The organism is Stenotrophomonas sp. GbtcB23, assembly GCF_019091045.1.
Taxonomy (GTDB): Bacteria; Pseudomonadota; Gammaproteobacteria; order Xanthomonadales; family Xanthomonadaceae; genus Stenotrophomonas; species Stenotrophomonas rhizophila_A.
Window position 1 is genome coordinate 19,413 of the sequence record NZ_JAGXKC010000032.1, and the last position, 24,145, is coordinate 43,557.

Below are 24,145 nucleotides of genomic sequence, written 5' to 3' on the forward strand. Positions count from 1 at the left end.
GATTCAAGTCGCCATGTCCCGTATCCCGCTCCAGCCGCTGCAGAATTTCGTTACCGCCGCACGCCTGGGCAACCTGACCCGCGCGGCCGATTCGCTGAACCTGACCGTCAGCGCGCTCAGCCACCAGATGCGGCAGCTGGAGGAGCGCCTGGGGTATGCGCTGCTGCAGCGCCAGGCACGCGGGGTGCGGGTGACGCCCGAAGGGCAGCGGTTGCTGGAACAGGTGGGTCCGCATCTGGATGCGATCGCGCAGGCGCTGCAGCCGTTCGGTGCGCGCCACGACCGCGTGCTGTCGGTCAGTGCGTTGCCATCGATGGCCTCCAACTGGCTGGTGCCACGGCTGGGCTCGTTCGTGGCCTGCCACCCGGAGATTGAATTCAACCTGGAATCCAGCGAGCGGCTCACCGATTTCGAGCGGCAGCTGCAGTGTGATGCTGCGTTGCGGGTGGGTGCCGGGCAGTGGAGCGGCCTGCATGTGGAGCCGCTGTTCGATGAGTGGCTGATGCCGATGGCCAGCCCGTCACTGGTCGAGCGCATGGGCGGGCTGGGCGCGCTGCCGCTCTCGCAGTGGCCGCTGCTGGGGGACCCGGATGGCGAGTGGCAGCGCTGGTTCGCCTCGGTCGGCGAGGTTGCGCCGTCGCGCTATGTGGCCATGCTCAATGACTCCGAATCGCACCATCGTGCCGCGCTGGATGGCTTCGGGGTCGCACTGGGGCGGGTGACGCGGGCGCGGTTGCTGCTGGATTCGGGCCAGTTGATTGCTTTGTCACCGCATCGGTTGAAGACGCGCTGGTCGCATTGGCTGGTCTATCCGCCACGGTCGTCCACGCACCGCGGGTTCCTGGCGTTTCGTGAGTGGCTGCACGCACAGGCCGCGGAGCATGCGCGGCATATGCAGGCGTTGGTGGGGTGACGATCAACCCGCAGGGGTTGGCCAATAGTGGCTGTCGGGGGTGCTGCGCGCGCCGAAAATCGCCTGGCCTACGCGTACCACCGTGGCGCCTTCCTCGATGGCGATCTCGAAATCGCCGGACATGCCCATCGACAGTTCGTCCAGGCTGACGCCCACCGGCAGGGTCGGACGCAGGCGCTCACGCAGGTCGCGCAGGCGCACGAAACACGGGCGCACCTGTTCGGGATCCGCCGAGAACAGCGCCAAGGTCATCAAGCCGCGCACGCGCAGCTGGGGGAAGGCGGGCAGCTGCTGCACGAAGTCGGCCACCTCGATCGGGTCCAATCCGTACTTGCTGGCTTCGCCGGAGGTGTTGACCTGCACGAACACATCCAGCGTGCGGCCTTCCTGCGCCAGCCGCTGGTCCAGCGCCTGGGCCACGCGCAGGCTGTCCAGCGCCTGGAATTCGCTGGCGAAGCGGGCCACATCCCGCGCCTTGTTGGTCTGCAGGTGGCCGATCAACGACCAGCGGATGCCCAGGTCGGCCATGGCTTCGGCCTTGCCCTTGGCTTCCTGCACCTTGTTTTCGCCCAGCGTATCGCAGCCGGCCTGCACCGCCAGTCGCAGCCGCGCTTCGTCCACGGTCTTGCTCACCGGCAGCAGCCGCACCGTGGCCGGATCGCGCCCGGCACGGGCGCAGGCAGCGGCAATGCGTGCGTGCACCGCGTCCAGGTTGCGGCGGAAATCTTCGACGGTGGCAGCCTGCGGCCAGATGGGTGCGACGATGGACATGACGTGTTCCGGAACCGGCGAGGCACGAATTTTCGCACGGGCAAACGAAATGGGTCGGTAACATTTCGCGGCCCATCGGCGCCTGCGTGGGCCGGCCAACGGCCGGCGCTACCGGTATCCGAAGCCTGCGGTTGATTGATCCCGATCTCAATGGGCCCGTAACGGTTCGTAGCCCCGGCCGTTGGCCGGACACCGCGCGTAGCGCGGCCCAAGCGTCCGGAGACGGTCCCGCAACGATGCCAGCCGGTACGCCGGCGTTTACACCTTCCGAAGCCCACCGTCAGGCGTCGATCAGGGCGCGGCAGTGGTCCCCGGACGGATGTAATGCGACTGCCCGTTGTCGTTGAGGAAGATCAGCTCCGGCTTGCCCTGCCAGGAGGTGAGCATGGCGCCGGTGCTGTTCTGGTGCTTGATCACCAGGGTGGCGCCACGATCCGGGTTCGCGGTGATCTTGAACACTTCGGTGGTGCCCTTGGCGTCATCCAGCGTGAGCGAGGCCTCATCGCCGACATCGGCAGTGCCATAACTGCCCCGTTCGGAACCGTCGGCACCAAGCAGCACCACGCCCGACAGCGGCGAGGCGCGCGGGCCCTGCGACACGCCCCTGCTGAGCGGATCGGGCAGCGGCGCGCCCAGGATCACCCGCGCCTGGCCGCTGCCGTCCTGGATGACCAGCCCGCGGGCGGTGATCACCCGCTCGGCGGACTGGCTGCGGTGCAGCTGCACGGCGGTGTACCCCGAGACCAGCAGGGCAAGGCTGGACACTGCCAGTGTGGTGAGGGTGAGTACGCGCGACATGGCAGGTTCCGGATCCTTGGATGGCAGCGACGATAGCCGAAGCCGTCATGGCCGCACCAGTCGGAAAAGTCTGTATCTATCGTCAGCGTGAAACCGGTCACAGCAATCAATGGAAGTCGCGGCTGTGGGTACGCACCCCCTCGATCAGCGCATCGAGGTTGTGCATGCGCTGCACGATCAGGTGCTGCACGCCATCCACCCGCTCCAGCCGGCCATCGATCTGCATCAGCTGCGCCTCCACCAGCACCCGGTGCTGGCGGTCGGCGGTCCTGCGCCAGACCACTGCGTTGACCATGCCGCTTTCGTCTTCCAGGGTGAGGAAGGTCACCCCGCTGGCGGTCTGCGGGCGCTGGCGCATGCGTACCAGGCCGGCGAAACGCACGCTGCGCCCGTGCGGCAGCTGCGCCAGTTCATCGGATCGCTGGCAACGCCGTGCGCGCAGCTCGTCGCGCAGGAACGACACCATGTGCTGGCCCAGGGTGGTGCCGGTGCTGTTGTAATCGGCCTGCATGTCCTCGAACGCACTCGGCGCCGGCAAGGCCACGGCGGCGTCGGCGGTGGCGCGGACGTTCTCGAACAGCGGCAACGGCTTTTCCACCCCCGAGACATCCCAGCGCGCGCGGTGGCGGTGCCCGCTCAGCCCCTTCAGCGCGCCGGCGTCGGCCAGCAGCCCCTGGTGGCGGCGGTCCAGCCGGGCCCGCTGGCTGAGGTCGGCCACGCTGTCGAAGGCATGGCGCGTACGTGCCTGCATCACTTCCTCGGCCACCGCTTCGCTGAAGCCATCGATCATGCGCAGGCCGAGCCGGATGCCGGGCAGGGCATCGGCCTGCGTGGCCGGCACCAGCGTGCAGTTCCAGTCGCTGTGGCGCACGTCCACCGGCAGCACCGGCACGCCATGCCGGCGCGCATCCTGCAGGATCTGGTCGGGGGTGTAGAAGCCCAGCGGCTGGCTGTTGACCAGGCTGGCGGCAAACGCGGAGGGGTGGTGGCATTTGAGCCAGCAGCTGACGTAGGTGATCAGCGCGAAGCTGGCCGCGTGGCTTTCCGGGAAGCCATAGCTGCCGAAGCCCTTGATCTGCTCGAACAGGCGCTCGCCGTAGTCGCGGCTGTAGTTGTTCTTTGCCATGCCGGCCAGCAGCTTGTCGCGGTGCGGTTCCAACCCGCCGTGGCGCTTCCAGGCGGCCATCGAACGGCGCAGCGCATCGGCCTCGCCCGGGGTGAAGCCGGCGGCGGCCACTGCCAGCTGCATCACCTGTTCCTGGAACAGCGGCACGCCCAGGGTGCGCTTGAACACTTTCTCCAGTGCCGGCGGGTAGTCGATTTCTTCGATCCCTTCTTCCTTGAGCCGCTTGCGGCGGTTGAGGTAGGGATGGACCATGTCGCCTTGGATCGGCCCGGGCCGCACGATCGCCACTTCGATCACCAGGTCGTAGAAGCAGCGCGGCTGCATGCGCGGCAGCATCGCCATCTGCGCGCGCGATTCGATCTGGAACACGCCCAGCGTATCGGCGCGGCAGATCATGTCGTAGGTGGCGGTATCGCCGGCCGGGATGTCGGCCATGCCCATCGCCGGCTCGCCATGCGCGTGCAGCATGGCCAGGCATTTGCGCACGGCGGTGAGCATGCCCAGCGCCAGGCAGTCGACCTTCATCAGCCCGGTGGCATCCAGGTCGTCCTTGTCCCACTGGATCACGGTGCGGTCGGCCATGGCCGCGTTCTCCACCGGCACCAGGGTGGACAGGGGGTGCTCGGAAATCACGAAGCCGCCCGGGTGCTGGGACAGGTGGCGTGGGAAGTCCACCAGTTCGGCGGTGAGCGCCACCACCCGCTGCATCAACGGCGTGTCCGGGTCGAAGCCGCGTTCGCGCAGGGCCTCGGGCAGTGGCTCGTGGCTGCTCCAGCGGTCCAGGCAGGCGGCCAGTTCGTTGACCTGGTCCGGCGGCAGGCCGAGCACGCGGGCCACGTCGCGCACCGCGCTGCGGCCACGGTAGCTGATCGCCACGGCGGTGAGCGCGGCACGTTCGCGGCCGTAGCGGTTGAACACATACTGCAGCACTTCCTCGCGCCGTTCGTGTTCGAAATCGATGTCGATGTCCGGCGGTTCGTCGCGTTCTTCGGAAATGAAGCGCTCGAACAGCAGTTCCATGTGGCTGGGGTCGATCTCGGTCACGCCCAGCACGAAGCACACCGACGAATTGGCCGCCGAGCCACGGCCCTGGCACAGGATCTGCTGGCTGCGGGCAAAGCGCACGATGTCGTGCACGGTGAGGAAGTACGACTCGTACTGTTTGAGGTGGATCAGCCGCAGCTCGTGTTCGATCTGCCCGCGCTGCGCCTCGCTGGCGCCGCCGGGCCAGCGCCAGCGCATGCCCTCTTCGACCAGGGTGCGCAGCCAGCTGGCCGGGTCGTGGCCGTCGGGCACCAGCTCGCGCGGGTAGGTGTACTGCAGCTGCGCCAGGTCGAACCGACAACGCTCGGCCACGCGCAGGGTTTCCTCCAGCAGCTCGGGCGGGTACAGCGCGGCCAGCGCCTGGCGGGTGCGCAGGTGGCGTTCGCCATTGGGAAACAGGTGCCAGCCGGCATCGGCGATGGTGCAGTGCTGGCGGATCGCGGTGAGGGTGTCCTGCAGCGCACGGCGGCGCCGCACGTGCATGTGCACATCGCCGCTGGCCAGCAACGGCAGGTCGTGGGCGTAGCCGAATTCCAGCAGCGCTTCCAGCCGCGCCACGTCGTCGGCGTCGCGGTGCAGTTCCACCGCCAGCCACAAGCGGTGCGCGAAGCGCGCATGCAGCCAGGCCGCATCTTCGGCAGTGGGCGAACGCGCCGGCCACAGGCACAGCAGGCTGTCGGGCAGGGCATCGAAGTCCTCGCGCAGGCAGCGGTATTCGCCCTTCGGCGCACGCCGGCGGCAGGTGGTGATCAGCTGGCACAGCCCGGCATAGGCGGCCTGGTCGGTGCACAGCAGCACCACCTTGGGCCCGTCCTCGATCTGGAATTCCGCCCCGGTGATCAGCGCCAGCGCGTGCTTCTTCGCCGCCTGCCAGGCGCGCACGATGCCGGCCAGCGAACATTCGTCGGTGATCGCCAGGGCCTGGTAGCCCTGTTCCTTCGCACGCGCGAACAGCTCCTCGGCAATGGAGGCGCCGCGCTGGAAACTGAAGGCCGACAGGCAATGCAGTTCGGCATAGCCGGGCAGGGCGGTGCTCATGCGAACCAGCCGTGCAGCATGAACGGCCCATGCCGCGCGCCGGCGGCGGTGTAGGCCCAGGCGCGCTGGCCCAGCGCCGTTTCCACCACGTAGTAATCGCGGCGCACATCGCCTTCGTCCCACCAGCCCGATTCAATCCGCTCCGGCCCGGAGAGGATGCGCAGGTCCGGGTCGTACAGCGGCTGCGGCGTGGCCAGCAGCCAGCCCGGGCGCAGCGGCAGGGTGGGTGGCGGGCCCTTGATGGCCTGTGCGGCGGTGCCGCTGGCGCGTTCGGGGCGGTGTTCGGCGCGCAGCCCCACGCCCTGCACGGCATCGTCGCCCAGCCGCGCGCGCAGGCGTTCGCGCAGCTGTTCCCACGGCATGGCCTGCTGCGGGCGCGGGTCGAACAGGTCGCGCGCGGCCGGCACGAACGGCGGCAGGTGTTCGGCCTGCAGGCGCAGCCCACGGCTGCCGGCGGGCAGGCGCAGGTGGTCGACGCGGTTGCGCGCCAGTTCGAACAGCATCGCCGCATCGCGTTCGGGGGCGAGCAACCCTACGGTGAGCCGGGTGTCGGGGTGGCGCTCGTGTTCGAACCACAGGTCGAACTGCTGCGCGCCGCCATCGCGCGAACACAGGAAGGCGGCCAGGTCGGCGGTAAGGCGGCGCAACGGGAACAGCAGGGCCTGGGTGGATTCGATTTCATACTCGAACTCGATCCGCGCATCGAACCGGTCCGGCGGCCGGAAGTACTGCAGCGGCGCACTGCCGATACCGCGCAGCGCATCCAGGTGGGCCAGCACCTGGGCCGGGAAACGCCGGGCCAGGCTTTCGCGGGGCAGCGCGAAGGCCGCGCCCAGCGTGCGCAGGCCGGAGCGCGCCAGTACCGTGACGGCCTCGGCCGGCAGGCCGCTGCGGTCGATCGGGATCTGCGCCAGTGCAGGTTCCAGCGCGGTCGCATCCACGCCCAAGCGGGCATGCACGCGGGTGAGTACCCAGGCGGCGTGCGGGTTGGGTGCCGCTACCAGCCGATGGCGGAAGCCGAGTTCCTTCAAGCCCTCGCGCAGGCGCTGTTCGATCGCCGGCCAGTCACCGAACAGGGCACGGCTGGCGCCGATCTCCAGCGCCAGCGCATGCGGGAAGGCCAGGCTCACCTGCGAGCTGATGCCGTACAGCCAGCTGGCCAGCAGCTGGCGGGTGTCCTGTTCGGCGCGCGGGTCGTAGTCCACCGTGAGCATGTCGCGGGTCAGCACCTGCGCGGCCGACAGCAGCATGCCGCGGCGCAGGCCGAGCTGGCGCGCCGCCGGGCTGACCGCATGCAGCACCCGCCGCTGGGCCGGGCCGCTGACCAGCACCAGCGGCGCGCGCGGATCGGGCTGCTGGCGCAGGGCCGCGTCCAGCGCCAATTGAGGCAGCAACAGGCAGGCCCACTGCATGGTGGCGCCTCAATGGGCCAGGGCCAGCGGCAACGGCTGCGCCGGTGCCATGCCGCCGCGGCATTTGAGCACCCGCACCTGGCCGGCATCGAGCTGCAGGCGCAACGGGGCGGGGGAGGGGTTGCGGGCCAGCCGGCTGTCGCGGAAGGCAAAGCCCAGGCACTGGCCGGTTTCGGCGGCCACCTGCAGCCGGCGCAGGGCGCGGTCGTCGGCGTGCCCGGGCCAGCACAGCACCGCCGCACACGCAGCCGAGCGCAGGCATTGTTCGGCCGCCCACAGCGCTTCGCGCGGGCTGGCATGCACTACCTGCAGCTGGCCCAGGGCCAGCCCGGCGCCGGCCCAGGCTGGCGCATGTGGCAGGTGCGGCGGGGCGACCAGCACTACGGTCTGCTGCAGCTGGCTGAGCCGGGCCAGGGTCGGCCAGACCAGCGCCAGTTCCCCTTGGCCGGGCGCGGCCAGCAGCACCTCGGACAGGGCCGAGGGCGGCCAGCCGCCGCCGGGCAACCGGCTGTCCAGCGCCGGGTGCCCGGTCGGGTGGGCAGCGGCTTCCCGCGCCGTCCCGCGCGGCTGCCCGCGCCAGACCTGGCGGCTTTCCAGCAGCTGTTCCAAGGCCACCACCGCGCCCATCAGCGCACCTCCCTGGCAGGCTGGAACAAGGGCAAATGGGCGGGAAACCTGAACATGGAGGCGAGGATAGGCAGGGCAGGTGTCAAGGGTTGAGACCGACATGCTACGTGTTATTAGCAAAATTGCTAATGAATTTACCCGCCCTGTCGGTGACCCCGTAACAATTCGTAGCCCCGGCCGTTGGCCGGACACCGCGCGCAGCGCGGCCCAAGCGTCCGAAGCCCAATTCACATCAGCCCACCGCACATTTCCCGACGTTTACCGCCGCCGAGGCCGACAGGGCATCCAGCAACGGCTGGGCGTAGTAGACATTGGCCTCCGCCGCTTCAGCGATTTCCAGCGCGGCCTGGGCATGTCGCGCAGCATGCTCAGCCAGCGCCTCCAGGCCCTGCAGGATGCGGGTGTGCTGACCCAGCAGGCCGCCGCCGATAGCAGCCGATACCTCGACTACGTGCTCACCGCCCAAGGCCAAGCGCTGTTCCCGCTGGTGGTGGCGCTGCGCCAATGGGGCGAGGGCCATCTGTTCGATCCGTCTGAACCGCGTTCGCACCTGCAGGTGATCGGCACCGGGCAGGCCGTGGCACCGCTGCTGCCGCGCGACGCCGAGGGCAGGGCGCGGACGGCGGCGGAGACCGAAGTAATCAAGCCGGATTCACTGCCGTGAACCTGAACACGCTGTTGACACGAATGAACAGGGTGAACGACTCTTGAGCGGATGGGTGCTGGTCACGGCACCCGACGGATGCGGTGGCTGTGGCGACAGGCGGAGGGGCCTGATCGTGGCTGGCGTGCCCGTGTACTTCGATCCCGAGCGCAGTTGCGTGCCGGGATCCCGCCATGACGGCGCTGCACCCTTCTGCGGCAAGACTCCCTGGATTTATTGCGTCAGCAAAAGGTGTTTCGCCCGCTTATGAAAACGATTACAAAGCCCTTGGCCCTGACGGCCGCCATCGCCCTGTCGCTGTCTGCCCCTGCCTTTGCCGCACCGGCGGTGGGTGGCGACGCCTTCACCGTGCTCCGCCTGGACCAGGCACCGACGTACCTGGATGCCAAGCTGGTGGCCGAACAGCTGCAGGCGCTGGACGTGGATGCGCTGACCATCGGCAACGTGATCCGTCCGGCCGACAGCATGGAAAGCGCGCAGGCACCGGACCCGCTTGCAGCATTGGCCGACGACCTGGGCTACACCTATCGCTTCGTCAGTGCCGACCCGGCTGCGGCCGAACAGCGCGGCAGCATCGTGCTCTCACGCCTGCCAGTGGAAGCCGAATCGGGTGTGGAAGCGCCGGGCCTGAACTACCTGCGCCTCAACGACGGCCGCCACGTGGTGGCGCTGTACACGCGCGCTGCCGAGGCCGATGGCGCGGCGGTCAAGACGCTGGTGGACAGTTCGCGCCTGGGTGCGCCGGCGGTGCTGCTGGGTACCGATGCGGACATCGCCACCGCCGCGGGTTTCGCCGCCATCGGCAAGGGTGCCGGGTACAGTGCCGGCTTCGATGCCGCCACCACCAAGCCGGTCAAGCTGCGCCTGGATGCCGATGCGAGCATCGCCGGCCAGCTGCTGACGCTGGGCTACAACGCCCCCGTGGGCGGCGACACGCCGTGGATGGACACCGGCCTGGGCGCGGATGCGCGCGCCAGGCTGCTGGTGGCGCGGATGACCGCGGACGAGAAGTTCCAGATGCTGCACAGCTACTTCGGGCTGGGCAAGGATGGCGGGCCGCTGCCGGAAGGCGCGGTCGGTTCGGCCGGGTTCGTGCCGGGCGTGCCGCGCCTGGGCATTCCGTCCCAGCAGTCGGCCGATGCCGGCGTGGGCGTGACCAACCCGGGCGGGATCCGCAAGGGCGACCATGCCACGGCGATGCCCTCGGGCCCGTCCACCGCCTCGAGCTGGAACCCGCAGATCGCCTTCACCGGCGGTGCCACCATGGGCCGCGAAGCGTGGCAGCAGCGCTTCAACATCCTGCTGGCCGGCAGCGTCAACCTGCAGCGCGACCCGCGCAATGGCCGCAATTTCGAATACGCCGGCGAAGACCCGGTGCTGGCCGGTCGCCTGGTGGGTGAGTCGATCCGCGGTGTGCAGAGCCAGCACGTGATCTCGACGATGAAGCATTTCGCGCTCAACGACATGGAAACCTCGCGCAACTTCCACAGCGCCGAAATCGGCGAACAGGCGATGCGCGAATCGGACCTGCTGGCCTTTGAAATCGCCCTGGACGAAGGCAAGCCCGGTTCGGTGATGTGTTCCTACAATCGCATCAACGGCACCTACGGCTGCGAGCACGATTACCTGATGAACGAGGTGCTCAAGCAGGAATGGAAGTTCCCCGGTTTCGTGATGTCCGACTGGGGCGGCGTGCACAGCGGCTCGAAGGCGGCGCTGGCCGGCCTGGACCAGCAGTCGGCGGGCGAGGTGTTCGACAAGGCGGTGTATTTCGATGCGCCGCTGCGGCTGGCCGTGGCCGGTGGCACGGTGCCGCAGGCGCGCTTGGACGACATGGTGGCGCGGATCCTGCGCACGATGTTCGCGCACGGTAATTTCGACCTGCCGCCGCAGCATGTGCCGATCGACGATGAAGCGGGCTTTGCGGCCGCGCAGCGCACGGTGGAAGAGGGCAGCGTACTGCTGCGCAACGCCGGCGACGTGCTGCCGCTGGGCAAGGAGGTGCAGCGCATCGTGATCATCGGCGGGCATGCCGACAAGGGCGTGATCGGGGGCGGTGGTTCGTCGATGGTGGGCTGGACAGCGCGTGGCACCAATGCGGTGCCGGGCGTGCTGCCGACCACCTGGCCGGGCCCGGTGATCTTCCACCCGTCCTCACCGCTGGAGGCGCTGCGCGCCGAGCGCCCGGATGCGACCATCGAGTACGTGGACGGCCGTGACGTGGCGGCTGCCGCGCGCGCTGCCGCCGCGGCCGACGTGGCGATCGTGTTCGCGACGCAGTGGTCGGCCGAGTCGGTGGACCTGCCGCACATGAAGCTGCCGGACAACCAAGACACGCTGATTGCCGGGGTGGCCAAGGCCAACCCGAAGACGGTGGTGGTGCTGGAAACCAACGGTCCGGTCGAGCTGCCGTGGCTGCAGCAGGTGCCGGCGATCCTGCAGGCGTGGTACCCGGGCATCCGCGGCGGTGAGGCCATTGCGGCGCTGCTGACCGGCAAGGTGAATCCCTCGGGCCGGCTGCCGGTGACGTGGCCGGTGGACGCATCGCAGCTGCCTCGCCCGCACGTGAACGGGCTGGGCTTCAATCCGAAGCAGAAGCCCGACGACACCATCGATTACAACATCGAAGGCGCCAACGTCGGCTACAAGTGGTTCGCGGCCAAGGGCCTCACGCCGCAGTTCGCGTTCGGCCACGGGCTCTCGTACACGCAGTTCCAGTACGACAACCTGACCTACACGGCGATGGGCCAGCGCCTGGTGGCGACGGTGGACGTGCGCAACACCGGCAAGGTGGCCGGTGCGGACGTGGCGCAGCTCTACCTGAAGATGCCCGAAGGCAGCACCACGCCGATCCGCCTGATCGGGTTCCAGAAGGTCACGCTGCAGCCGGGCGAATCGCGCCGGATCCGCATCGAGGCCGAACCGAAGGCGATGGCCAGTTTCGATACGCGCGACAAGCAGTGGAAGATTGCGGAAGGCCGTTACGAGCTGCAGCTTTCGCGCTCGGCCAATGAGCCGCTGCAGACCTCGCCCATGGTGTTGGATGGTGGTGTGGTGAAGTAAGGCCGGGCGTGGTGCGTGGGCGTTTGGAGCGCTCACGCATTGTGGCGAACAGCCTTGGTCTGGGGGCGTGCCTGGCTTGGCTGGCGGGTGTGGGTTTGCGGGACACGCCGCAAGTACGTCCATGTAGGCTCGTTCGCGCCATCCATGGCGCTCTACGGTCCCGCAAACCCACCCCCGCCAGCCTTTGACAGTTGGCTGGTGACCCACGGAAATCAAAGGCAACAGCAACAGCGTTTGTCCACCGCTTTTTCCGTGGCCACCGACTCACTTTCAAAGGGCCGGCGGGCATGGGGGTACGGGGGCTTTGCGAAACATGGATGTTTCGCAAGAGCCCCCATGGATGGGTTTACGGCGCCCCCCGTACCCCCATGCCCGCCGGCCCAAGCCAGGGACGCCCGCAGACCAAGGCTTTGGCTTCTAAGGCTCTGGCTCTCAAGGCTTTGCTGTAAAAGGCCGTTCGCGGCCAACCATCGGCACATATCGGCAGGGGAAGAACGGCGCTAGGCTGCGGAGGTTGGTCGCCATCACCTTCCCGGAGAGAGCCATGCGTGTTCGTGTCGTGCCTGTCGTGCTGTTGAGCCTGATGATTGCCGCCAGCGTGTCGGCGCAGACCGCGCCGATGACGCCGGATATTCCGGCCAAGGGATTCGTCACCCCTACTGCGGGGTATGACTACGACAAGCGCGAAGTGATGATTCCGATGCGCGACGGGACCAAGCTGTATACGGTCATCGTCGTGCCCAAGGGCGCGCGCAATGCACCGATGCTGTTGACCCGTACGCCCTACGACGCCGCCAACCGCGCCAAGCGCATCGATTCGCCGCACATGCGCGACATCCTCCCGCAGGGCGACGAAGTGTTCGTCGATGCCGGCTATATCCGCGTGTTCCAGGATATCCGCGGCAAGTACGGTTCTGAAGGCGATTATGTGATGACCCGGCCGCTGCGTGGCCCGCTCAATGCCACCAAGGTCGACCATGCCACCGACGCCTGGGACACCATCGACTGGCTGGTCAAGCACGTGCCCGAAAGCAACGGCAAGGTCGGCATGCTGGGCTCCTCGTATGAAGGCTTCACCGTGGTGATGGCGCTGACCAACCCGCACCCCGCGCTGAAGGTCGCCGCGCCGCAGAGCCCGATGATCGATGGCTGGATGGGCGATGACTGGCTCAACTACGGCGCCTTCCGCCAGGTCAACTTCGGCTACTTCACCGGCCAGCTGGCCAAGCGCGGCAAAGGCCCGTCCATTCCCAGCACCGGCTACGACGATTACACCACCTTCCTGCGTGCCGGCTCGGCCGGTGACTATGCCAAGGCCAATGGCCTGGAACAGCTGGCGTGGTGGCACAAGCTGGTGGAACACCCGGCCTACGATGCCTTCTGGCAGGAACAGGCGCTCGATGCGCGCATGGCCAAGACCGAATTGAAAGTCCCCACCATGTGGCTGCAGGGCCTGTGGGACCAGGAAGACATGTGGGGCGCGGTGCACAGCTATGCCGCGATGGAGAAGCGTGACACCGGCAATACGCTCAACTATCTGGTCATGGGCCCGTGGCGGCACAGCCAGGTCAACTATGACGGCAGCAGCCTGGGCGCGCTGAAGTTCAACGGCGATACCGCATTGCAGTTCCGCCGTGACGTGCTCAAGCCGTTCTTCGACCAGTACCTGGTCGATGGCGCGGCCAAGGCCGATACGCCCCCGGTGCTGATCTACAACACCGGCGAAAACCACTGGGACAAGCTGCAGCAGTGGCCGCGTACCGCTGCCCAGACCAGACCGCTGTACCTGCGCGCCGGCGGCAAGCTCTCGTTCGAAGCGCCGCAGGCGGGGGAGGCCACGTACGAAGCCTATGTGTCCGACCCGGCCAAGCCGGTCCCGTTCGCGCCGCGTCCGGTGCGCTTCGCCGACCGCGACATGTGGACCAGCTGGCTGGTCAAGGACCAGCGCTTCGTCGATGGCCGCACCGACGTGCTGACCTTCGTCAGCGAGCCGCTCACCGAACCGCTGCGGATCGGCGGCGCGCCGCAGGTGAACTTGCAGGCGGCCACCAGCGGCAGCGACAGTGACTGGGTGGTGAAGCTGATCGACGTGTATCCGGACCAGGTGCCGTCGACGCCGGAGATGGGCGGCTATGAGCTGGGCGTGTCGATGGCGATCTTCCGGGGCCGCTACCGCGAAAGCTTCAGTGAACCCAAGGCGATCGCCTCCAACCAGGTGCTCGATTACAAATTCGGCCTGCCCACCGCCAACCACGTGTTCCAGCCGGGCCACCGGGTGATGGTGCAGGTGCAGTCCAGCCTGTTCCCGCTGTACGACCGCAATCCGCAGACCTTCGTGCCCAACATCTACCTGGCCAAGCCCGGCGATTACCAGAAGGCGACCCAGCAGGTGTGGCATGCACCGGGCAACGCGTCGTTCATTGCGTTGCCGGTGTACTGATGCCGAGGGCGATTACCCGGACACGCTCGGGTAATCGGTATAGCCCTTGGCGCCGCCGCCATACAGCGTGTCCGGATCGAGGTCGGACAATGCCACGCCCAGGCGCAGGCGTTCGACCAGGTCCGGATTGGCGATGAAGGCGCGCCCGAATGCGATCATGTCCGCATAGCCGGACGCGATGGCCTGCTCGGCACTGTCCTTGTCGTAGCCGTTGTTGGCGATCCACGGGCCCTTGAACTTCGCGCGCAGCGCCGCGTAATCGAACGCGATGTTGTCGCGCGGGCCACCGGTGGCGCCTTCGATCACATGCACGAAGGCCAGGCCGCCAATGGCATCCAGGCGCTCGACCGCACGTTCGAACAACGGCTGCGGCTGCGAATCCCGCGCATCGTTGGCCGGGGTCACCGGCGACAGGCGCACGCCGGTACGCTCTGCGCCGATTTCCGAAGCGATCGCGCGCACCACTTCGTCGAGCAGGCGCGTTCGGTTTTCGATACTGCCGCCGTATTCGTCGGTGCGCAGGTTGCTGCCATCACGCAGGAACTGATCGATCAGGTAGCCGTTGGCGGCATGTACTTCCACGCCGTCGAAACCGGCGGTGATCGCATTGCGTGCGGCCTGGCGGAAGTCCTGGATCAGCGCGGGAATCTCGTCCAGGCGCAGCGCGCGCGGCTCGGAGACATCCTCGAAGCCCTTTGCGGTGAAGGTCTTGCCATTGGCGCGCAGCGCGCTGGGTGCCACCGGCACTTCGCCGTCCGGAAGCAGGCTGGTGTGCGAGATGCGGCCCACGTGCCAGAGCTGCAGCACGATGCGGCCGCCGCGCGCATGCACCGCATCGGTCACCTTGCGCCACGCATCGATCTGGGCTTGGCTGTAGATGCCGGGCGTGTCCAGGTAGCCCTGGCCGAGCGGGCTGATCTGGGTGGCTTCGGCGATGATCAGGCCGGCGCTGGCGCGCTGCTCGTAGTACTGGATGGCCAGCGGGTTGGGCACGCGGCCTTCGATGGCGCGGTTGCGCGTCAACGGTGCCATCGCGATGCGGTTGCCGACCTCGATCGCGCCGAGCCGGGTGGGGGTGAACAACGTACCGTCAGGGGACTGTGTCATGTGCGATGCCTTGGGGAAGAGAAGTCGTGCAGGGGATACGACACCCAGCATAGGCCCGGGTGCGTTGCAGCGATGGGAAGCATTGTTGCGGGGCGCTGCGTGCACGTTGTGTAACGCATCCGGGGCGTAGGGTAGTGAGGTACCCAAGCAGAGGCAGTGCAATGATCGATTACCAACTCAAGGGCAAGGTCGCCATCGTCACCGGTGGCGTTTCCGGTATCGGCCTGGCCGTGGCCGAACTGCTGGCCGATTCCGGCGCGGCGGTGGCGGTGTGGGACCTCAAGGACGACGCGGTGCAGAAGACCGCTGAGGCCATCCGTGGTCGTGGCGTCAATGCGATCGGCATCGCCCTGGACGTCACCGATGAAGCGGCGGTGGACGCGGCCGTACAGCGCACGGTGCAGGAACTGGGCGGGCTGGATATCGCGGTCAACAACGCGGGCATCGGTGGCCCGTCGGCGACCAGCGGCGAGTACCCGGTGGACGGCTGGAAGCGCGTCATCGACGTGAACCTCAACAGCGTGTTCCTGTGCCAGCGCGCGCAGATCCAGGCGCTGCGCAAGGGCGGCAAGGGCGGCAGCATCATCAACATGGCCTCGATCCTGGGCCAGGTCGGGTTCGCCAATTCGGCCGCCTACGTGGCCGCCAAGCACGGCGTGGTGGGCCTGACCCAGACCGCAGCCTGGGAACACGCGGGCGACAACATCCGGGTCAACGCGGTGGGTCCGGGCTTCATTGCCACGCCGCTGCTGGACAAGATGGATCCGACCGTACGCAAGGCGCTGGAAGCCAAGCACGCGCTGAACCGGCTGGGGAAGGCGGAAGAAGTGGCAGCGCTGGTGGCCTGGCTGGCCAGTGCCGACGCGTCGTTCGCTACCGGTACGTATTACGCCATCGATGGCGGTTACCTGGCCCAGTAAACACCGTGGGGCAGGGGCGGGCCTGGCCCGCTCCTGCACGCCATGCTCACGCCCGACTTCACGGCACTCCCACGACGCTCACGCAAGGCTGGAACCATTGCCGAGGAGAGCTGGATGGGACTGGAACAGGATCTGTCGATTCTGCTGCGCATCGCCGCAGCAATGTTGTTTGGTGGCGTGCTCGGCCTGGAGCGGGAATTGGGCAAGCACGCCGCCGGGCTGCGCACGCACATGCTGATTGCCGGCGCGGCCGCGCTGATCGTCGGCCTGGGCGACAGCATCGCCGAGCATTTCCAGCAGGAGCGCTACCGCGACCTGCTGCAGGTGGATCCGGTACGCCTGATCGAGGCGGTGGTGGCGTGCGTTGGCTTCGTGGCGGCGGGCACCATCCTGCGTGGCAACCGCGATGATGAGGTCAGCGGTTTGACCACGGCCAGTTCGCTGATCATGGCCGCGGCCATCGGCATCGCGGTGGGGATCGGGGAATTTGTGATTGCGATCGGGGTCAGCGTGATGTGCGTGATCGTGCTGACGGTGTTCCGTCGATTGGCAAAAAAGCTGGAGTCACCATGAGCAGCGAGCGTCCGTTCGAGATCAAACGCCTTGATCACCTGGTGCTGCGGGTACAGGATCTGCAGCGTGCGGTGGCCTTCTATCGCGATGTGCTGGGCTGCACGGTAGCGCGCGAGCGCCCGACGCTGGGCATGGTGCACCTGCATGCAGGATCCTCGATGATCGACCTGGTGAGCGTGGAAGGTGCACTGGGCAGCCGTGGTGGTCCGGCGGCCGGCGCGCAGGGACGCAATCTTGAGCACCTGTGCCTGCGCATCGAACCGTTCGACGAGGCGGCGCTGCGCGAGCACCTGACGATGCACGGGGTGGCGGTGGATGGGCAGGTCAGCAGCAACCTGGGTGCGGAAGGCGATGGGTTGTCACTTTACCTGCGCGACCCCGATGGCAACGGGGTGGAGCTCAAGGGACCGGCCAGTCCGTGCTGCGGTTAGGCAGCCAATCCGCTGTGGGCGCGTAGATCTTTGGTCTAATGGGCGGATCGTGAACGCTTCGCCATGGTTGGACCATGATCATTTCCGCTTCCACCGATTACCGCGCCGCCGCGCAACGCCGGCTGCCGCCGTTCCTGTTCCATTACATCGACGGCGGCGCCTACGCGGAGCACACGCTGCGCCGCAATGTCGAGGACCTTGCCGGGATCGCGCTGCGCCAGCGGATCCTGCGCAACGTGGCCGACCTCAGCCTGGATGCGGAGCTGCTGGGTGAGCGCATGGCGATGCCGGTGGCGCTGGGGCCGGTGGGGCTGACCGGGATGTTTGCGCGACGGGGCGAGGTGCAGGCGGCGAGAGCGGCGGCGAGCCGCGGCATTCCGTTCACGCTGTCGACGGTGTCGGTGTGCGCGATCGAGGAGGTGGCGCCGGCCATCGGTCGCCCCATGTGGTTCCAGCTGTATGTGCTCAAGGACCGCGGTTTCATGCGCAATGCGCTGGAACGGGCCAAGGCGGCGGGGGTCACCACGCTGGTGTTCACGGTGGACATGCCCACGCCCGGCGCGCGCTACCGCGATGCGCATTCGGGGATGAGCGGCCCCAACGCGCCGTTGCGGCGCATGCTGCAGGCCGTGACCCACCCGCGCTGGGCGTGGGACGTTGGGTTGCGTGGGCGCCCGCACGACCTGGGCAACATCTCCACCTATCGCGGCAATCCCACCGGGCTGGGCGATTACATCGGCTGGCTGGGCAGCAATTTCGATCCTTCCATTTCGTGGAAGGACCTGGAATGGATCCGCGAGTTCTGGACGGGGCCGATGGTGATCAAGGGCATCCTGGATCCCGAAGACGCGCGCGATGCGGTGCGCTTCGGCGCCGATGGCATCGTGGTATCCAACCATGGCGGCCGCCAGCTGGACGGGGTGCTGTCGACGGCGCGCGCGCTTCCGGCCATCGCCAGTGCGGTCAAGGGTGAGGTGGAGATCCTGGTCGATTCGGGCATCCGCAGCGGGCTGGACGTAGTACGCATGCTGGCGCTGGGTGCGGACGGCGTCCTGCTGGGCCGCGCGTTCGTGTATGCGCTGGCGGCTCACGGCGAAGCCGGCGTGGCCAACCTGCTGGATCTGATCGCAAAGGAAATGCGCGTGGCGATGACGCTGACCGGTGCGCGGAACATTCGCGAGATCAGTGAGGATTCGCTGGTGGGTTTGTCGCGCTGAAAGCGGTAAAGCGGTAAAGCGGTAAAGCGGTAAAGCGGTAAAGCGGTAAAGCGGTGAAGCCTTGGTCTGCGAGTTTGCCTGGCTTGGGCCGGCGGGCATGGGGGTACGGGGGGCGCCGTAAACCCATCCATGGGGGCTCTTGCGAAACATCCATGTTTCGCAAAGCCCCCGTACCCCCATGCCCGCCGACCCTTTGACAGTGAGTCGGTGGCCAGGGAAAAGCGACAGCGTCGCGGCTGTCGTTGCCGTTGCCTTGCGTTTGATTTCCGTGGGCAACCAGCCAACTGTCAATGGCTGGCGGGGGTGGGTTTGCGGGACCGTAGAGCGCCATGGATGGCGCGAACGAGCTTACATGGGTGAAGGCGCACTGCTTGCGAGGCACTGCCTCGCGTGCGACTGAACGCACAGCCGCTGGCGGCTGGGCCGGGCCGCGGAGCGGGACTTGCGGCGTGTCCCGCAAACCCACACCCGCCGGCCAAGCCGAGAACGTTCGCAGACCAGGGCTTTTGCTTTTGCTTTTGCTTGTGCTCTTGCTCTTGCTCTTGCTCTGCGCCGTACGCGCTAAACCAACATCACTCGCAGCGGACTGCAGTGATGATGTTGTCCTTGTCGAGGTAGACGCGCAGGCGGTCGGGGCGGTGGTCGCGGGTGGCGACGGTGGAGCCGGGACCGATGGGGATGATCAGGCCGGCGCCGCTCTGCTTGAAGACAGTGCGCATGGTGGCTTCGTCGGCATTCTTGCCGATGGCCCAGGTCAGGCCTTCGGCGTGGCATTCGCCGCTGCCGGTGATCTCCGGCCCGGGCGCGGTGGCGCAGGCGGACAGGGACAGGGTGGCCAGGGCCACCAGCGGAAGCACGTTGCGCGAACGGGTCGTCATGGGTCGCTCCTGCGGTTGCCAGCCCCGACCATACCACCGCCGTGGTGGCCCCAGGGTGGGCGCCGCTACACTGGTGGCCGGAGTCGACCAAGGAGCCGGTGGTGCTGCACGTGTTCATGCTGGGTGGGCGTCATGCCCGCGCGCGGATCGAAGTCCATGACGTGGCGTTCGCCAACGTTGAACGCATCGAGGATGCGTATCCGCAGCTGCGCCGGGACTGGTTTGGCGAGGCCAAGGGGCTGCACGTCGATGGCTGGCTGGCCGTCGATGGGGTCGAGGACTATCGGGTAGGGTTTGGCGACGCCGCCCCGGCGGCGGACGAGCCCCGGCTGTTCTTCGTCAATCTGGGTGGCTATGTGCCCGGCGCACTGGGCGAGGCGCATGATTACCTGCTGCTGGTCGCGCCCGACCTGGCGGCGGCCCGGCGCAAGGCCAAGGCGCTGCAGGATGCGCGCTGGGACAAGCCGCATACCGATGCGTTGCTGGAGGTGGATGACTGCATCGCCATCGACCAGGTGGGTGGCCGCCATGTACAGCTGGTGCGCGCTGCGCATGCAGGCATCGAACAGGTCAGCGATTACATCGTGATCGGCTGAGCGCGCAGCGTCGACCACAGCGCCTCCAGGTGCTGCACGAACGCTGCCGGCGCGGTCGCCAGGTTCGCGCTGCCGTGGCGCTCGCCGCCGAAGGGCTCCTCCCCGGGCAGCGACACCCGCGTTTCACCTTCGATTCCGTAGCCGGTGCCGCCGTCTATCAGGCTGATGTGCAGCTGGTGCGGGTCGATGCCGCCCCCACAGAACGTGTGGCTGGCCAACGTGATCTCTGCCTGGCCATCGCCATCCAGGTCGGTCACGCCCACGTGCTCCAGGAACCAGCCCGCTTCCAGGTCCAGTCCGGCGCAGGGCTGGCGGATCTGACGCTGCCATTGCTTGCTCCAGGCCCCGCGCGGGTCCGACCGGGCATGCAGCTGCGCAGTCAGCACTGCGACCTCGAGCACGTTGCCGCTGTCGGCATCCTCATGGGTTTCGTCTCTTCGCTCCAGCACCAGCAGGCCTTCCCCGTGGCGGTCGCGAAAATGCACGCGCCGAAGCACGTGGTCGCCCCCCGGTAGCGGCGCCGCAGTGGCCACCGGTTCGGGAAGCAGGGTCAGTTCGTGCACCGCCGCCGCCGGCCCCTGCTCGGCACAGCCAGCCAGTGCCAGGCAGGCGGCCCCCATCAGCACAGGGTTGAGCAGGCGGAACAGGCGGGGCGGGCAGGCGGGATCGTGCATGGGGGGGGCGTCGCGTAGCTGCCGTGATCATTACCCATCCCGTGCCGGCATGACCACGCACCGCGTCGCGACCGGCTCGTTTCGAGGGCCGGGATTGACCCCCCGGGCCCGTGTTGCTGCAGTGCAGCGAATTCACCGGGCGGTAGCCGGCTGCAAAACAGCCACGCTATAGTGGTCGATCAATGCGGTGCCCGCTTTCGTGCCCGGGCTGTATGGCGCGTCGTACCTGACCAAATTCATGACTGCTGAAACGACTACTCCGCCGGCCGCTCCGGCCCAGGCTTCCGGTCCGCTGTTCTACCGCCAGCCGCTGCCGCTGCAATCGGACAAGCACGCCAACTGGCGCCTGCGTCCGGGTTCGCTGGCGTTTGCCGCCGAGACCAACGCCATTCCGGCGGTGATCGGCGAATTCGGCATGGCCGCCCAGCATTTCCCCATCCTGTTCACCGGCCAGGATGCCTCGCCGATCGTGGCCGTGGGCCTGGCCCGCCGCAACCTGTTCGTGACCGACGGCAAGTGGGCCGATGACACCTACGCCCCGGCCTACCTGCGCCGCTATCCGTTCGTGTTCGTGCAGGCCGAGGACGACAATTTCCTGCTGGCGCTGGATGCCGATTCGGAACAGGTCAACCAGGGCGTCAGCGACGAAGGCGAGCCGCTGTTCGTTGATGGCAAGGCGACCGAACTGGTCGACAACGCCATGAAGTTCTGCGCTGATTTCACCCGCGAATACGAACAGACCCGCCAGTTCAGCGCCGCGCTGAAGGAACAGGACCTGCTGGTCGAGCGCAGCATCGACGTGACCCTGCCCAGCGGTGAAAAGATGTCGGTGAACGGCTTCCACGTGGTGGACGTCGAGAAGTTCGCCAAGCTGCCCGACGCCATCGTCCTCGCCTGGCACCGCAACGGCTGGCTGGCGTCGATCCACCACCACCTGAGCTCGCTGGCGCGCTTCAATGCGCTGGTGCAGCGCCAGAGCGCGCAGGTCGCTGCCGCGGCCTGATCACGCAATGGCGTGTGAGGACGGAAAACGGCGGCCGCAGGGCCGCCGTTTCTGTCTGTCCCGGCATCAGGAACGGCTGCCCCGTGCCTGGCGCAGCTGCCGTCGGAATGCCTCCAGCTTGCTGGAGCGGGGTTGGAGGTCGATCCCGACCCAGCGGTCCTGCTCGCGGCCATCGGCATCGATCTGCAGTTCGTGATGGAACAGTTCGCGGGTGCCGATGGCGCTGTCGCTGATGCCGGTCACCTCGCTGATCGACGCCACCACGCGGCGACCGCTGCCCAGTCGCTGGACATGCACCACGAAATCAACCGCACTGGCGATCTGCCGACGCACGTTGTCTTCGCTGCCCTGGAAGCCGGCGAGTCCTGCCAGGATCTCCAGCCGTTGCAGGCAGTCGCGCGCGGAGCTGGCGCGCACAGTGGCCATGGAGCCATCGTGCCCGGTCGTCATCGCCTGCAGCATCTCGATGACCTCGGCGCCGCGCAGTTCACCGACCAGGATCCGGTCGGGGCGCATGCCCAGGCTGCTGCGCATCAGCTCGCGGATGCCGACCGCGCCCTGGCCGTCCACGCACGGTGCGCGGCTTTCCAAGCGCACGACATGCGGGTGCTTGAGCGTCAGTTCGGCAACCTCCTCGACGGTGGCGATGCGTTCGTCGGCCGGAATGTATCCGGCCATGGCGTTGAGCAGCGCGGTTTTCCCCGAATCGGCGGTGCCGCAGACGAGGACGTTGCAGCGGCCCAGCACCATCGCGTTCAACAGCGCATGCACGGCGGGATCGAACGTGCCCATGCGCAGCAGCTCGTCACAGGTGAACGGGGTCCTGCGGAACTTGCGGATGGAGACCACCGGGCCATCCAGCGCCAGCGGCGGGATGATCGCGTTGAGATGGCCACCAGCGGGCAGGCGCACGTCCGCGATCGGGCAGTCTTCGTCCAGCCGGCGCCCCAGCGGGGCCAGGATACGGCGCAGGATCCGCAGCAGGTGGTCATCATCGGTGAAACGCTGGTTGATCGGCACCAGCTGTCCGGCCTGGGAGACTTGGATATCCCGGTAGCCGTTGATGAGGATGGCATCGATGGCGGGGTCGCGCAGCAGGTCTTCCAAGGGGCCGAAGCCGGTCAGTTCCTTGACCAGCGCGGCTGCCACGATTTCCATTTCGGCGGCATTGACCGGGATGCGCCATTCCTGCACGAACCGGTCGGTCTGGGTGGTTACGTAGCGGGCTACCGTGACCGGCGACCAGGCGTCGATGTCGACCTGCCCATCCTCGATGCTGTTGAGCAGGTGCTCATGGGCAGCGGCCAGCACCCGCAGGAAGTCCTCGGACTGCGCGAACGGCACCCGTGGTTCCGCTGCCGGATCCGCCGGCACGGAATCCGCATGCGCAGCGACCGGGCCGAGCGGGGCTACTTTCTTTTCCATTGACGGCTGTCCAGGAAGCGCGTGAGAGTTTCCAGCGGGGTGTGCGGCCGCGCAGGCGGCGCGGCAGGGCACAGGCGCGCCAGCAAGGGCGCGAGCGCGCGCAGGTAGGGCGCGCGGGGGGCATCGTGCAACAGCAGGTGCCCATGGTTGGCGCTGGTGCGAAGGCGTTCGCAGCAGGGCAGGGTAGCCAGCAGCGGCAGGCCGAACCGGTCAGCGATCTGGGCCGGGCCCAGTCCGCCGCCCTGGTGGTGGCGGTTGATGACCAACTGCAGGCGCGCGTCGCGGCTGCCGATGGCGTCCAGGTGTTTCAACACCTGGTCGAGTGAGACCAGCGTGCCGATCGCCGGGTCGGCGACGAGCCAGATCTCGTCGGCACCGTTGAGGAGGGAGCGGGGAACCTGGCGGACCGGAACACCACCCAGGTCGCACAGCACCGTGCCGAACACGCCGCGCAGGCGCTGCATCAGGACCGCCGGATCGGCAAGGGCACCGCCGTCTCCGCTTGCCGGCTGTCCCAGCAGGTGAAGTCCGCCTTCGTGCCGGGTCACCACCGTGCGGACCAGGTTGGCGTCGATGCGGTTGGCATGGCGCAGCGCATCCTCGTAGTGGAACTGGCTGTCCACGTTGAGGTACAGCGCGGCATCGCCGGCCGGATGGCCGAGATCGACCAGCAGGGTGTCGGTGGCGTCGTCCTCTCCGGCGCGGGGCACGGCGAGCTGCTGTGCCATCACCCCCAGGTGGGTGGCCAGCGTGCTGGTGCCGACCCCGGCGCGTACACCCAGCAGCAGGATCAGCCGGGCCTTCGCGGCGCCCGGCGCAGGCAGGTCGGGAACATCGGCAGGCAGGGCGGCGGCGCGGCGCAGCACGGCGTCGATCTCGGCGGTGCTCGCTTCCAGGTCGAGAATGTCGCGCAGGCCCGCCCGCACCGCCGCGACAATGCCATCCTCCTCCTTCGACGAGGTCGACCCTACCGCGACCAGCGGCAGGTCGGGATGACTGCGCTGGAGCCGCCTGGCCAGCTCGCTGGAGGCCTGGGCGGCCCCGCGCAGATAATCCAGCAGCACCACGCAGGGGCCGCTGCGACGATGGACGTCGAGGGCACCCGCCGGCGCGGCACTGTCCTGCCAGTGCACGCGCATGCCGACCGGGAGCCGGGCTTCGAGCAGGGCGGCCAGGTGGCTGGCCGGTGCGTAGAGGACGAGGGTCATCGGTGGCGGCCTGGGGTGCAGCAGCTGGAGGGGAGCGGCCATGGGAAGCGTCCTTGCGCGCGGGGCACGTCGGACGATGTTCCGCCACCGCTGGCCCCGCCGGATGCACAAAATCGGCAGGGTCTTACACGCCACCCCCGTGATGGCCCCATGGACATCAAGTGAATGGAGGATATTGACGCCGTGTAAACACCTTCACGCAGAAACTCCGCGAAAA

The 24,145-nt window shown here is 67.8% G+C and carries 20 protein-coding genes; 10 read left to right on the top strand and 10 right to left on the bottom strand.

The window, feature by feature from the left end; all coding sequences use genetic code 11:
• Positions 1 to 13: 13 nt before the first annotated feature.
• Positions 14 to 913: a LysR substrate-binding domain-containing protein gene (locus KVS69_RS13520; RefSeq protein WP_184126882.1), complete on the top strand. Its 900-nt coding sequence runs from the start codon at positions 14 to 16 to the stop codon at positions 911 to 913.
• Between the two features lie 3 nt (positions 914 to 916).
• On the opposite strand, the gene KVS69_RS13525 is transcribed toward KVS69_RS13520, so the two are convergent.
• From KVS69_RS13525 to imuA, 5 genes are all read right to left on the bottom strand, one after another.
• Positions 917 to 1,684: a YggS family pyridoxal phosphate-dependent enzyme gene (locus KVS69_RS13525; protein WP_217538523.1), complete on the bottom strand. Its 768-nt coding sequence runs from the start codon at positions 1,682 to 1,684 to the stop codon at positions 917 to 919.
• A gap of 291 nt (positions 1,685 to 1,975) precedes the next feature.
• A complete protein-coding gene (locus KVS69_RS13530; protein WP_068852574.1) occupies positions 1,976 to 2,482 on the bottom strand; it encodes a hypothetical protein in 507 nt (168 codons plus the stop codon).
• Positions 2,483 to 2,588: 106 nt separating this feature from the next.
• Positions 2,589 to 5,690 (bottom strand): error-prone DNA polymerase, encoded by a 3,102-nt coding sequence (locus KVS69_RS13535; RefSeq protein ID WP_217538524.1) that lies wholly within the window; start codon positions 5,688 to 5,690, stop codon positions 2,589 to 2,591.
• The gene (locus KVS69_RS13540) at positions 5,687 to 7,102 is read right to left on the bottom strand and encodes a DNA polymerase Y family protein (RefSeq protein ID WP_217538525.1); all 1,416 of its coding nucleotides are present in this window, start codon (positions 7,100 to 7,102) and stop codon (positions 5,687 to 5,689) included. The genes KVS69_RS13535 and KVS69_RS13540 overlap by 4 nt, the downstream gene beginning before the upstream one ends.
• A gap of 9 nt (positions 7,103 to 7,111) precedes the next feature.
• Positions 7,112 to 7,729 carry a translesion DNA synthesis-associated protein ImuA gene (imuA, locus tag KVS69_RS13545; RefSeq protein WP_068852565.1) on the bottom strand — a complete coding sequence of 206 codons (618 nt, stop codon included), beginning with the start codon at positions 7,727 to 7,729 and terminating at the stop codon, positions 7,112 to 7,114.
• A 100-nt stretch (positions 7,730 to 7,829) separates the two neighbouring features.
• Here imuA and KVS69_RS21330 point away from each other — a divergent pair, with 100 nt between their 5' ends.
• The 3 genes from KVS69_RS21330 (at position 7,830) to KVS69_RS13560 (ending at position 13,896) form a co-directional block, all read left to right on the top strand.
• Positions 7,830 to 8,393 (top strand): helix-turn-helix domain-containing protein, encoded by a 564-nt coding sequence (locus tag KVS69_RS21330; protein ID WP_217538527.1) that lies wholly within the window; start codon positions 7,830 to 7,832, stop codon positions 8,391 to 8,393.
• Between the two features lie 246 nt (positions 8,394 to 8,639).
• Entirely contained in the window at positions 8,640 to 11,456 is a 2,817-nt protein-coding gene (locus tag KVS69_RS13555; RefSeq protein WP_217538528.1) for a glycoside hydrolase family 3 C-terminal domain-containing protein, read from the top strand.
• A gap of 544 nt (positions 11,457 to 12,000) precedes the next feature.
• Positions 12,001 to 13,896: a CocE/NonD family hydrolase gene (locus tag KVS69_RS13560; protein WP_217538529.1), complete on the top strand. Its 1,896-nt coding sequence runs from the start codon at positions 12,001 to 12,003 to the stop codon at positions 13,894 to 13,896.
• Positions 13,897 to 13,908: 12 nt separating this feature from the next.
• Here KVS69_RS13560 and KVS69_RS13565 read toward each other — a convergent pair whose 3' ends face one another.
• Positions 13,909 to 15,003 (bottom strand): alkene reductase, encoded by a 1,095-nt coding sequence (locus KVS69_RS13565; protein WP_068852552.1) that lies wholly within the window; start codon positions 15,001 to 15,003, stop codon positions 13,909 to 13,911.
• Between the two features lie 161 nt (positions 15,004 to 15,164).
• On the opposite strand from KVS69_RS13565, the gene KVS69_RS13570 reads away from it, so the two are divergent.
• The 4 genes from KVS69_RS13570 to lldD all read left to right on the top strand — a co-directional run bounded on the left by KVS69_RS13570 (position 15,165) and on the right by lldD (position 18,144).
• Positions 15,165 to 15,923 (top strand): SDR family NAD(P)-dependent oxidoreductase, encoded by a 759-nt coding sequence (locus tag KVS69_RS13570; protein WP_068852549.1) that lies wholly within the window; start codon positions 15,165 to 15,167, stop codon positions 15,921 to 15,923.
• A gap of 114 nt (positions 15,924 to 16,037) precedes the next feature.
• Entirely contained in the window at positions 16,038 to 16,496 is a 459-nt protein-coding gene (locus KVS69_RS13575; protein ID WP_217538541.1) for an MgtC/SapB family protein, read from the top strand.
• Positions 16,493 to 16,927, top strand: a complete 435-nt coding sequence (locus tag KVS69_RS13580; RefSeq protein WP_184123359.1) for a VOC family protein — start codon at positions 16,493 to 16,495, stop codon at positions 16,925 to 16,927. Before KVS69_RS13575 ends, KVS69_RS13580 begins: the two co-directional genes overlap by 4 nt.
• 74 nt (positions 16,928 to 17,001) lie before the next feature.
• Positions 17,002 to 18,144, top strand: a complete 1,143-nt coding sequence (lldD, locus tag KVS69_RS13585) for an FMN-dependent L-lactate dehydrogenase LldD (RefSeq protein ID WP_217538530.1) — start codon at positions 17,002 to 17,004, stop codon at positions 18,142 to 18,144.
• 572 nt (positions 18,145 to 18,716) lie between these two features.
• Here the strand turns inward: lldD and KVS69_RS13590 are convergent.
• Positions 18,717 to 19,022, bottom strand: coding sequence for a hypothetical protein (locus tag KVS69_RS13590; protein WP_217538531.1), 306 nt, complete (start codon positions 19,020 to 19,022; stop codon positions 18,717 to 18,719).
• Positions 19,023 to 19,123: 101 nt separating this feature from the next.
• Here KVS69_RS13590 and KVS69_RS13595 point away from each other — a divergent pair, with 101 nt between their 5' ends.
• Positions 19,124 to 19,618 (top strand): DUF1543 domain-containing protein, encoded by a 495-nt coding sequence (locus tag KVS69_RS13595; protein WP_345776809.1) that lies wholly within the window; start codon positions 19,124 to 19,126, stop codon positions 19,616 to 19,618.
• On the opposite strand, the gene KVS69_RS13600 is transcribed toward KVS69_RS13595, so the two are convergent.
• The gene (locus tag KVS69_RS13600) at positions 19,600 to 20,292 is read right to left on the bottom strand and encodes a hypothetical protein (protein WP_217538532.1); all 693 of its coding nucleotides are present in this window, start codon (positions 20,290 to 20,292) and stop codon (positions 19,600 to 19,602) included. The two genes, KVS69_RS13595 and KVS69_RS13600, sit on opposite strands and share 19 nt — an antisense overlap.
• Before the next feature lie 238 nt (positions 20,293 to 20,530).
• Here KVS69_RS13600 and KVS69_RS13605 point away from each other — a divergent pair, with 238 nt between their 5' ends.
• A complete protein-coding gene (locus KVS69_RS13605) occupies positions 20,531 to 21,295 on the top strand; it encodes a SapC family protein (protein ID WP_068854682.1) in 765 nt (254 codons plus the stop codon).
• A gap of 66 nt (positions 21,296 to 21,361) precedes the next feature.
• Here KVS69_RS13605 and KVS69_RS13610 read toward each other — a convergent pair whose 3' ends face one another.
• Both KVS69_RS13610 and KVS69_RS13615 read right to left on the bottom strand, forming a co-directional pair.
• Positions 21,362 to 22,720 (bottom strand): CpaF family protein, encoded by a 1,359-nt coding sequence (locus KVS69_RS13610; protein ID WP_217538533.1) that lies wholly within the window; start codon positions 22,718 to 22,720, stop codon positions 21,362 to 21,364.
• Complete coding sequence (locus KVS69_RS13615; RefSeq protein WP_254622181.1) at positions 22,705 to 23,970, bottom strand: fimbrial protein; 1,266 nt, start codon at positions 23,968 to 23,970, stop codon at positions 22,705 to 22,707. Before KVS69_RS13615 ends, KVS69_RS13610 begins: the two co-directional genes overlap by 16 nt.
• Between the last annotated feature and the right edge of the window lie 175 nt (positions 23,971 to 24,145).